The following is a 10,967-nucleotide window of genomic DNA, read 5'->3' on the forward strand; positions in this document are numbered from 1 at the left end:
GCTGGGCGCTCACCCCGCGCGCCGTCGTGACCTTCGTCTGCGGCAGCGACGGCGAGGACCTCACCCTGCGCGGGCGCCGGGCCGGACTGCCCGCCAAGATGAAGATCGCCCCCAAATTCGTCGGCGAGCGCGCCCTCGTCGAACGCTGCGTCGTCACCCTCGCGGGCGAGCGCGGCCTGCTCCTCACCGGCGAGCCCGGCACCGCCAAGTCGATGCTGTCGGAGCTGCTCGCCGCCGCCGTCAGCGGCACCAGCTCCCTCACCGTGCAGGGCACCGCCGGCACCACCGAGGACGCCTTCCGCTACGGCTGGAACTACGCCCTCCTCCTCGCCCAGGGCCCCACCCCGCAGGCCCTCGTCGACTCCCCGGTGCTGTCCGCCATGCGCACCGGGCGCGTCGTCCGCGTCGAGGAGATCACCCGCTGCCTGCCCGAGGTCCAGGACGCGCTGGTGTCGATCCTGTCCGACCGGCGCGTCACCGTCCCCGAACTGACCGCCACCGAGGACGCCGTGGTCGCCGCCGCCCCCGGCTTCACGGTCATCGCCACCGCCAACCTCCGCGACCGCGGCGTCTCCGAGATGTCCGCCGCCCTCAAGCGGCGCTTCAACTTCGAGACCGTCGACCCCATCGCCGACGCGGACGCCGAGGCCACCCTGATCCGCCGGCAGGCCGTCGCGGCCGTACAGCGCGCCGGCGCCTCCTTCGGCGTCGACGACGCCGTCCTCGACGCCCTCGTCACCGTCTTCCGCGACCTGCGCTCCGGCCGCTCCGCCGAGGGCTGGGACGTGGAGCGCCCCGGCACCGTGATGTCCACCGCCGAGGCCGTCCAGGTGGCCGCCTCCCTGGGCGTCGCGGCCGCATACCTGCCGGGCGGCGACGTCCTCGACCTGCTGCCCGGCCACCTCCTCGGCGTGGTCCGCAAGGACGACCCCGCCGACCACGGCCGCCTGCTCGGCTACTGGGACGGCCCGGTCCGCCGCCGCGCCGAGGACGGCTCGGCCATGTGGCGCCGCCTGTGGGACCTGCGCGGGAGCCTCCGATGACCACCCCCACCGCGGGCGCGCCGACGCCCCCGGCCGGCCCCGGCCCGGACGCCGCCGACCCGCGGGCCGCCGTGGACGCCCTCGCCGCGTCCCGGCAGCCCTACCTGCTGGGCGTACGCCACCACAGCCCGGCCCTCGCCGCCGTGGTCCCGGCGCTGCTGGACGCCGCCGGGGCCGAGGTCGTCTGCGTGGAGCTCCCCGCCGACTTCCGGCCGTGGCTGGAGCACCTCGCCGACCCCGAGACCGTCGCGCCCGTCGCCCTCGCCGGCACCGGGCGGGGCGGCGGCCTCGCGTTCTACCCGTTCGCCGACTTCTCCCCGGAGCTGGCGGCGATCCGGTGGGCCCGCGAGCACGGCGCCGACGTGCTGTGCTGCGACCTGCCGCTCGGCGATCCCGGCTGGGCCCCGGAGCAGGATGCGCACGCGGCGCCGGACGCCGCCGGCGGCGTCCGGGCCGGGCGCGGGCGTTCGTACGCGGACGCCCTCAGCGCCTCCGGCACCGGCCGCGACGGCGACGACATGTGGGACCGCGCCGTCGAGGTGCTCGCCCCGGGCTGCACGCCCGAGGCAGTCCGCCGGGCCGCCCTCGGCGTCGGCTGGGCGCTGCGCCAGGACGCCGACGTCCCCGCCGCGGACCTGGCCCGCGAGGCGCGGATGCGCAGCGTCATCGCCGGGGCGGCCGCCGGGGGCAGGCGCGTCGCCGCCGTCATCGGCGCGTTCCACGCGCCCGCGCTCCTCGACGCCGCGCTCCCCGACGCCCGGCCCCTCGACGCCGCCGACGCCGCCGACGGCGCGGGCACGGGATGCCGGGATGCCGCCGGGGACGCCGAAGCCGCCGTCACCTCGCTCGTGCCGTACTCCTTCGACCTGCTCGACTCCCGCTCCGGCTACCCCGCCGGCATCCGCGACCCCCGCTGGCAGCAGGCCGTCCTGGAGGCGGGCGGCGACCCCGGCCGGCTCCGCACCGCGGCGTCCGACGCCCTCACCGGCCTGTGCCGGGAGCTGCGCCGCGCCGGCCACACCGCCGGCACCGGGGAGGCCGCCGAAACCCTGCGCCTGGCCTGCGACCTGGCCGCCCTGCGCGGCCTGCCCGCGCCCGGCCGCGGCGAGCTTCTGGAAGCCGTCACCACCGTCCTCGGCCAGGGCGAGCCCCTCGGCCGCGGCAGAGCCCTGGCCCGGGCCCTGGAGGCCGTGTTCGTCGGCACCGGCCGGGGCCGCATCACCCCGCGCGCCCCGCGCTCCGGCCTCGGGCCCGGCGTCGAAGCCGAGCTCACCGAACTGCGGCTGCCCGGCCCGCAGGACCCCGCCTCCCGCGAAATCCGCCTCGACCCGCTGCGCTCCCCGCTCGACCGGCGGCGCGAGGTGCTCCTGCAGCGCCTCGCCGTCCTCGGCGCCGGGTACGGTGAGGCCCTCGACGTGGCCGGCACCGGCGACGGCACCGCCCTCGGCACCAAGTGGCGGCTGAAGTGGACGCCGTCCGTCCCGGCCCGCCTGGATCTCGCCGGGGTCCGCGGCGTCACCGCCGCCCAGGCCGCCGCCGGAACGCTCGGCGAGACCGCCCGCCGGGCCGCCGCCGACGGCGGCCCGACCCCGCAGCAGATCCTCGCCGGCCTGGCCGCCGCCGCCCGCTGCGACCTGCCCGAACTGGTCGGCGTACGCCTGGAGGAGGCCGCCGCCGTCCTGCCGCAGACCGCGGCCCTGCCCGAACTCCTCGAAGCACTCGACCTGCTGGAAGGGCTCGCCCGCGGGCACTTCCCGCTGGACTCGGACGGCCTGCGCGAAGCCGCCGGCGCCCTCACCGGCGAGCTGCTGGACGCCGCCGTACGCGCCCTGCCCGGCCTGGCCGGCAGCGAGGACCCCGCCGACGCGCGGGCCCTCGTCGCCCTCGCCGACCGGGCCGCCGGCCGCCACCTCGGCCTGCGCATGGACGACGCCCTCGCCGCGCTCGCGGCCGACGGCTCCCCGCTGATGCAGGGCGCGGCGCTCGCCGTACGGGTCCTCCTCGACCTGGACCCCGCCGACGGGCTCGGGGCCCGCGCCGCCGGCTGGATCGACGGCGCCTCCACCCTTGAGGCACGCCGCGCGCTGACGCGCCGCCTGGGCGGGCTGCTCACCGCGGCCGGGCCGCTGCTGCAGTCCTCCGCGGCCGCGCTCCTCCCCGTCCTGGACCGCGTCGACTCGCTCGCCGACACGGACTTCCTGGACCGGCTCCCGGCCCTCCGCGGCGGCTTCGACACGCTGGCCCCCGCCGCCCGGGAGCGGCTCCTGGCCACCGTCACCGAACGCCTCGGCGACCGCATCGACCTCACCCTCGACGCACCGCCCGCGCTGCTCGCCCTGTGGGCGGCCGCGGACGCCGCCGGAGCCGCCGCCCTGAAGGCCCTGCCGCGCCCCGACCGCCCCGCCGCCGACCCGGCCGACGCTGCCGCCTCCGCGCGGCCCGGCGCCGCCGCCCAGGCACCCGCCGACGCGGCAGCCGCCGCGTCCCCCGAAGCGGACGGACGGCCCGCCCGGTCCACCGACCCGGCCGCGGCGGCCGCCCCGCCGGCGGAGCGGCCGTCCGCCGGTTCCGCCGCCGCGCCCGTCACGGCGCCTTCCGGGCGGTCGGCACCGGCCGGTCCTGCGGCCACCGCGGACGGGGCGCAGGCAGGGCCGCCCGTACCGGCCGCGGCGCCGGCACCGCCCGCGGGCGCGGATCCCGCCGGGACCGGCGCCGCAGGCGACGCCGTACGGCTCGGGCCCGCCGACCGCTGGCGGCTGCTCCTCGGCCGGCAGCGCGACCGGCTCCCCGCCGGCGCCCGCCGCTATGCCCGCGCCCTCGACGAGCTGTACGGCACCGGCCGCGGCGAGGGCTCGGCCGACCTCGACGCCGGCGCCGGCTCCGGCACGGGCGGCGGCCAGGACGCGTCCTTCCCCACGGCCCGCGAATGGGCCGAGGAACTGCAGGCGCTCTTCGGCGCCGACGTCCGCGAGGAGGTCCTCGCCGCCGCCGCCGACACCGGCCGCAGCGACGTGCTGACGCAGCTCGACCCCGCGTCCGTACGGCCCTCCGTGGAACTCCTCAGCTCCGTGCTGTCCCTCGCGGGCGGCCTGCCCGAAGCACAGCTCGCCCGCCTGCGCCCCCTCGTGCGGCGCCTGGTCGACGAACTCGCCAAGGAGCTGGCCACCCGGCTGCGCCCCGCCCTGTCCGGCCTCGACACGCCGCGCCCCACGCGCCGTCCCGGCGGGCGGCTCGACCTGGACCGCACCCTGCGGGCCAACCTGGCGCACACGCGGCGGCAGGACGACGGACGCCTCCTCGTCGTCCCCGAGCGGCCCGTCTTCCACACGCGGGCCCGCCGCGAGGCCGACTGGCGCCTCGTCCTCGTCGTCGACGTCTCCGGCTCCATGGAGGCGTCCGTCATCTGGTCGGCGCTCACCGCCGCGGTCCTGGGCGGCGTACCGACCCTGTCGACGCACTTCCTCGCCTTCTCCACCCAGGTCGTGGACCTCACCGACCGCGTCGAGGACCCGCTGTCGCTGCTCCTGGAGGTCCGCGTCGGCGGGGGCACGCACATCGCCGCGGGCCTGGCCCACGCCCGCTCCCTGATCACGGTGCCGAGCCGCACCCTCGTCGTCGTGGTCAGCGACTTCGAAGAGGGCGCACCCATCGGCGGACTCCTCGGCGAGGTACGGGCGCTCGCCGCCTCCGGTGCGCACCTGATGGGCTGCGCCGCCCTGGACGACACCGGCACCCCCCGCTACTCGGTGTCCGTCGCGCGGCAGCTCGTCGCGGCCGGCATGCCGGTGGCCGCCCTCAGCCCGCTCGCCCTCGCCCGCTGGGTGGGCGACCGCCTCCGTGGAGAAACCCGTTGAGTACCGACCTGCTGCCGCCCGTCGCCCCCGAGGTCCTCGCCGAAGCCGTCGAGCACCTCACCGCGCGGCTGCGCAAGAAGCTCGACGCCGCCGTCGAAGGCTGTGCCACGGGCGTGACACCGGCCGAGCGCGCCGCGGACGGCACCGTCACCGTCCGGTTCGGCGAGGACGCCGTCGTCACCCTGCGGCCCGGCCCCGGCGGCGCCGTCGACACCGCCGAACGGGCCGCCTGCACCTGCCTGCTCGCGCCCCGCTGCCTGCACCGGGCCGCCGTGCTCGGCGCGGCCCCGCTCGCGGACACACCGGCCGCACCGGAACCGGAGGCGGAGGCGGCGGCCCCTGGCGGGCCGGCCGCGCCCGCCACCGCTGCCGAAGGCCCCGGCGGGCCCGCGGCCACCGCGGGCTCCACGGCAGCCCCCGGCGGCCCCGCGAGCCCGGGCGGCGGGGCGGACACGCCGCCCCCGGCCCTCACCGCGGCCCAGACCGCCGCGGCCGAAGCCCTGTGGCGGGCCGGCGCCGAGGCCCTCGCCGCCGGTGCCACCGCCGCCGGGGCGGTCGTCCAGGCCGAACTGCTGCGCGCCGCCCACAGCGCCCGCGTCGCCGGCCTGCCGCGCGCCGAGGCCGCCACCCTGCGCCTCGTCCGCGGCCTGCGCTCCGCCCGCGAGCGCAGCGGCAACCACCGCCTGGCCGACCTCGCCGCATCCTTCCTGGAACTCCTGCAGACCGCCGCCCTGCTGGCGTCCGGCGCCGCGGACCCCGCGTGGACGGGCACCTCCCGGCGCACCTACCGGCCGGGCGGCCACCTGCGGGTGTACGGGCTGTGCCGGGAGCCGGTGCTGTCCGCCACCGGATACGGCGGTGTGGTCACCCACCTGCTGTCGCAGGACGGCGGACGCCACTCGCTGTCCGACGTCCGCCCCGGCGGCCTGGCCCGCGCCAAGGGCGCCGGCTCCGCCTCGGTGGTCCTCGGCGGCGCCGCCCTCGACCACGCGGGCCTCGCCCGCGGCGGCCTGCGCATCGCCGGCGCCACCGTCTCGCCCGACGGCCGGCTCGGCGCCGGACGCGGCGTACAGGCCCACCCGGTGCCCGGCATCCCGTGGACCGAGGAGCCCGCCGCCGTGCTGTTCGCCCGCCCGGCGGCCGAGGCGGTCGCCGCGCAGCTCGCCGACCCCGACCCGGACGGCGCCGGCCCGGCCCTGCTGGGCTGCGACGTCACGGTGCTCGGCCCGGCAGGGGAGGACCTCCTCGTACGGGAGGACCGCCCCGACGGGCCGGTGCTGCGGCTGCGCGCCGCCCACCCGCACCCGGAGCTGCCCCACCTGGAGAACCTGCGCCGGATCGCCGCCCACCCGGGCCTCGCGCTGCGCGTCCTGGGCCGCCCCGACCTCGACCGGGCCGCCACCCTGCGGCCCCTCGCCGTCGGGCCCGTTCCGGGGGCCGCGTACACACTGCGGCTGCCCGACGGCCTGCTGGGCCGCGCCGACCTGGGCTACGACCGCCTCCAGGGCGACAACTTCCCGCCCAGGAGCACCGCCCCGCAGACCCCGCCCGCCGAACCGGGCCCCGACCCGCTGGCCGAATCGCCGCTGTGGCGGGCCGACCGGCTGCTGGAGTCGGGCGTCGCCGGCGGCCGCCGGGCCGTCGCCGAGTCCGGGCGCGGTCCCGAACCGCTCGCCGCGTACGGGCCGCTGCGCAGGGCCGGTTTCACCACCGCGGCCGAACTGGCCGCGGACCTCGCAGCCGAGGCGGACCGCCGGCCGCGCGACGCGTTCGGCCGCCTGACCGACCCGTCGGCCGACGCCTACGCCTGGGCGTGGCTGGCCGCCGCGACCCACCTGTCCGCGGCCCGGCGGGCGCTGGTGGCCGCCTCCTGGGGCTGACCCGGCCCTTCAGCGGCAGACGCGCAGCCAGGCGCCGATGTCGGCGAAGTCCGCGTCCCGCAACCCGAACCGCGCGTCGACGCGGTGCAACAGGGGCCGGGCCCGGTTGGCACCCGCCCACCCAGGCCCGGTCCGCCTGACCGACCCCGGGGCCCGGTACGGAGTCCTGCTCCACCGGGCGGCCGCCGGTCCCCCTACGAGCCGGTCGGGCGGGCGCGGACGTGGACGCGTTCGCCCTGGGGGCCGAAGAGGCTCAGGAGTTCGACCGCGGCCTCGCCCGTGCTGCCGAACCAGTGCGGGAGGCGGGTGTCGAACTCCGCGGCCTCGCCCGGTCGGAGGAGCAGGTCGCGTTCGGCGAGGACCAGGCGGAGCGTGCCGCTGAGGACGTACAGCCACTCGTAGCCCTCGTGCGTGCGCGGGTCGGGGTTCCGGCGGGTGGGCGGGATGACCATCTTGAAGGCCTGGAGGCCGCCTGGGCTCTGGGTCAGCGGGACGATCGTCGCGCCGTGCCGGCGGACCGGCTTCAGGCGGACCCGCGGGTCGCCGACCGGCGGCGCGCCGACCAGCTCGTCCAGCGGGACCCGGTAGGCGCGTGCCAGCGGCAGCAGCAGTTCCAGGTTGGGGCGGCGGGCCCCGGATTCCAGGCGGGACAGGGTGCTGACCGAGATGCCGGTGGTGTCGGCCAGCGCGGTCAGGGTGATGCCCCGGCCCTTGCGCAGGGCGCGCAGCCGGGGGCCGACGGAGGCCAGGACCGCCGTGTCGTCGTTCGCCATGCCCGCAAGCCTAGTTGCCGGCCCCCCGCACGCCCGTCCGCCGCGGGGCGCGGACCTCCGCCCTGCGCCGCACCGCGGCGGACGCCGGCGACGCGGCAGACCCTCCCGGCCACGGCCCGTGCGTCACCGGCCCAGCAGGCCCCGCACGTAGGCCGCCTGCCCGGCGTGCTGGAGGTCGTCGGCCAGGATGCTCACCAGCCGCACCCCGAGCGTGACCGGCGGGTCCCACCGCTTGTCGACGATCCGCTCCAGGTCGGCGGCGGCGAGACCGCGGAGGAAGGCCGCCGTCTGCTCGTGGACGGCGTCGTGGTAGCCCAGCAGCAGGTCGCCCGAGTCGACCCGGACCGTGCCCGCCTCCCGGGAGGTGTGGCCGTACCCGGTGGAGTCGGCGGGCAGCGGCAGCGCGAAGCGGCCCGCCCAGTCCTGCGCCGTCCAGACCTGCTCCTGGCCGGAGGCGTCGGCGATGTGGTCGTCCTGCACCCGGGTCAGGTGCCACACCAGCCAGGCGATGGAGTTCGCGTCGGGGCCGGTCCGCATGTTCAGCTCCTCGGCCGGCAGACCGTCCACCACCTCGTGCACCACCTCCCGGATCCGCCCGTACCCGTCGGCCAGTACCTGCGTCGCCTTCATCCACCGTCCCCAGACGTGTTCTCGAACCGTGCCCGCGCCCGTGCCGCCGTACGGCGCACCGGCCGGGGCCCCGCGGGGCCCCGGCCGGCGGCCCGTACGGCGCCGCGCTACATGGGGTCCATACCCCGGTCGTCGATCCGGCTCTCCTGCTCGCTCTGCTCGCGCAGGCGCCGCGCCTTGTCCTGGAGCCGGCGGCGCTCGTCCGGGTCGCCGGAGCGCTCGGCCGCCTGCTGCAGCTCCTGTGCCTTCTCGCGCAACTGCCGGACACGGCCGCCGGATTCGCCTGTAACGCCCATGGTCACTCCTCGTGTGTGGGGGAAGGAGGGCGGACCCAGCGAAGCAGCCGCGCCGCGGGGCCGCATCTCGAACCGCCGCCGACGGGTGACCTGCCGCCGGGGCCGGTTCCCCCGTTTGCCCGCCGCGGATGGCGCCGTTCGGCGGTGTCCGCGTGAATGGGAACGGGCGTGCGCATCCATATGGCGCACGCTGACCGGCGCGCACTACGCAGACCCGCGCGTCGGCGAACGGAGCTTCAGATGAACGACCCTGACCCCATGATGCTCGCGGAGGCGCAGCCCGCCGGTCCCCGCGAGCCCGCCGCCACCGACGAACGGGCAGACCACGAGACGGGCGACGCCACCGACCGGGCGGCCGCAGAACCGATACGGACGCTGCTGGAGACGGCGGGCACCTGCCGGCCGCTGGAGGAGGTCGCCGAACTGGTGAGCCTCCTCAAGGAGACGGGCCAGCATCCGGACCGCGGGCACCAGGCGCTGCGCGCCGCGGCCGTGGCGCGGCCCGTGCACGAAGTGCGCGAGATGGTCGCCCTCCTGGACGGCGCCGCCGGCGAAGGGCCCGAGAAGGACGTCACGCTGCGCGCGGCCGCCGTGGGGCGGCCCGTCGAGGACGTCGCCCTGCTCGTCAGCATCCTCGGGACGGACGGTGCCGACGGACCCCCCGCCGCCCCGGCGCGCCCCGCGCGCTCGTACGGCCGCCCCGGCGCAGAGCCGGCGGAGCGCGCCGGGAGCCGCCCCCGCGGCCCCGCCGAGGGCGGGCCCGCGCAGCCCGCGCCCGCGCAGCCCGCGCCCGCCCGTGCGCGGCGGCTGCGCCGCGTCCTGCGGCGGCCCGTGGCGGCGGTGCTGGTGCTCTGCGGTGCCCTCCACCTGCCCGGTGACCCGGCAGCGGTGCCGGCCGCGGGACCGGCGGCCCTGCTGCCGCTGCTCGCCGCCGTCCTCGGCCTGGGCTTCGGGGCGCTGCTGGCCGCACGGGGCGGCGACGCGGCCTGGCGGGCCGGTGCCGCCGCGGCGGTCGGGGTCGTCGCCCTGCACGTGGTCGGCGGGGTCGGCGGCCTCGACCCGCTGCGGGGCGCGGTGAGCGCGCCGCTGCCCTGGGCGGGCGCCGCGGCGGTGCTGTGCGCGGCGGTCGCCGCACTGCTGGCGGGCCTGGCGTTGGCCGCCGGGGCCCCGAGGGCGCGGGCGGGGGCGCGCGGCTGATGCCGGGGGAGTGAGCCCGCGGGGGCTGAGCCGTGCACGCGCCGGCTCCGCCCCCGCGACCATGCCCCGGGGCGCGAGCGGCGGGGCCGCGCGCAGTACCCCGCGGGCCGTGCCCTGCGCACACGGCGGGGCGGGCCGGATTCGAACCGGCGTCATTCCTCTTCGCAAGAGGATGCGACGACCTCTGCGCTACCTTTCCCCACCGCGGCGGCGGACAGCCTACGCCGCCGCCCGCCGCGGCGGCCGGCGGGTGCGGGTCCAGGCCAGGAGGTCCTGGGCGGACCACGTGTTGACCACACGGTCGGCCAGGACCCCGCACTCGGCGGCCCGTTCGCAGCCGGTGAGCTGCCAGTCCAGTTGGCCGGGGGCGTGGGCGTCGGTGTCGACGGCGAAGAGGGTTCCGGCCTCCACGGCGAGCCGCAGCAGCCGGCGGGGCGGGTCGAGCCGCTCGGGCCGGCTGTTGATCTCGACGGCGGTCCCGGCCTCGGCGCAGGCCGCGAAGACGGCCTCGGCGTCGAACCGGGACTCCGGCCGGGTCCGCCCGGTCACCAGCCGCCCCGTGCAGTGGCCCAGGACGTCCATCAGCGGGTTCGCCACGGCGGTCAGCAGCCGGCGCGTCATGGCGGGCTCCTCCATCCGCAGCTTGGAGTGGACGGATCCGACGACGACGTCCAGCCGGTCCAGCAGCTCCGGCTCCTGGTCGAGGGAGCCGTCGAGGAGGATGTCGCACTCGATGCCGGTCAGCAGCCGGAACGGCGCCCACCCGGCGTTCAGTTCGGCCACGACGTCGAGTTGCTCGCGCAGCCGCTCCGCCGTCAGGCCCCGGGCGACCGTGAGGCTCGGCGAGTGGTCGGTGAGGACGGCCCACTCGTGGCCCAGTGCGGCCGCGGCCCGGCCCATCGCCTCGATGGGGCTGCCTCCGTCCGACCACTCCGAGTGCAGGTGGCAGTCCCCGCGCAGCGCCGCGCGCAGGGCGAGGGCCTCCTGCGGGGTGGCGGTGCCGAGCCAGGTCGCACCGGCCGCGACGGCCGCACGGGCGCAGGGGATCGCGCCGTGGCCGTAGGCGTCCGCCTTGACGACGGCCATGAGAGCCGCCCCGGGGGCCCGTTCGCGCAGTGCGCGTACGTTGGCCCGCAGGGCGGCCAGGTCGATCTCGGCCCGGGCGCGCAGTACCGCGTCCGCGTCCCGCCGAGCAGTTGTCTCGCTCATCGTGCCCCCAGTCTCTCAGAGCACCCGGCGGCCCCGGCCGCACGGCGCCCGGCAGTGGCTGTGGCCTGCGGCTCTGGCCGTGGAC

The 10,967-nt window shown here is 78.8% G+C and carries 8 protein-coding genes; 4 read left to right on the forward strand and 4 right to left on the reverse strand.

Annotated features, from left to right (window positions below; translation table 11 throughout):
• The 3 genes from EF903_RS20100 to EF903_RS20110 all read left to right on the forward strand — a co-directional run.
• Positions 1–1,043: AAA family ATPase (locus EF903_RS20100; protein ID WP_125545121.1), on the forward strand; the 1,043-nt coding region annotated here is incomplete at its 5' end.
• A complete protein-coding gene (locus tag EF903_RS20105) occupies positions 1,040–4,897 on the forward strand; it encodes a DUF5682 family protein (protein WP_125545123.1) in 3,858 nt (1,285 codons plus the stop codon). The genes EF903_RS20100 and EF903_RS20105, both read left to right, overlap by 4 nt.
• Positions 4,894–6,777 (forward strand): hypothetical protein, encoded by a 1,884-nt coding sequence (locus EF903_RS20110; RefSeq protein WP_125545125.1) that lies wholly within the window; start codon positions 4,894–4,896, stop codon positions 6,775–6,777. The genes EF903_RS20105 and EF903_RS20110 overlap by 4 nt, the downstream gene beginning before the upstream one ends.
• A 194-nt stretch (positions 6,778–6,971) precedes the next feature.
• Here EF903_RS20110 and EF903_RS20115 read toward each other — a convergent pair whose 3' ends face one another.
• From EF903_RS20115 to EF903_RS20125, 3 genes are all read right to left on the reverse strand, one after another.
• The gene (locus EF903_RS20115; protein ID WP_125545127.1) at positions 6,972–7,550 is read right to left on the reverse strand and encodes a helix-turn-helix domain-containing protein; all 579 of its coding nucleotides are present in this window, start codon (positions 7,548–7,550) and stop codon (positions 6,972–6,974) included.
• Between the two features lie 123 nt (positions 7,551–7,673).
• Positions 7,674–8,180, reverse strand: coding sequence for a mycothiol transferase (locus tag EF903_RS20120; protein WP_125545129.1), 507 nt, complete (start codon positions 8,178–8,180; stop codon positions 7,674–7,676).
• A gap of 107 nt (positions 8,181–8,287) precedes the next feature.
• Entirely contained in the window at positions 8,288–8,476 is a 189-nt protein-coding gene (locus tag EF903_RS20125; RefSeq protein ID WP_114055578.1) for a DUF6381 family protein, read from the reverse strand.
• 240 nt (positions 8,477–8,716) lie between these two features.
• On the opposite strand from EF903_RS20125, the gene EF903_RS20130 reads away from it, so the two are divergent.
• Positions 8,717–9,673: a hypothetical protein gene (locus EF903_RS20130; protein WP_125545131.1), complete on the forward strand. Its 957-nt coding sequence runs from the start codon at positions 8,717–8,719 to the stop codon at positions 9,671–9,673.
• Between the two features lie 219 nt (positions 9,674–9,892).
• Here EF903_RS20130 and EF903_RS20140 read toward each other — a convergent pair whose 3' ends face one another.
• Entirely contained in the window at positions 9,893–10,882 is a 990-nt protein-coding gene (locus tag EF903_RS20140) for a PHP domain-containing protein (RefSeq protein ID WP_125545133.1), read from the reverse strand.
• Positions 10,883–10,967: the final 85 nt, after the last annotated feature.

The sequence above is a fragment of the Streptomyces sp. WAC05292 genome, assembly GCF_003949955.1.
GTDB lineage: Bacteria > Actinomycetota > Actinomycetes > Streptomycetales > Streptomycetaceae > Streptomyces > Streptomyces globosus.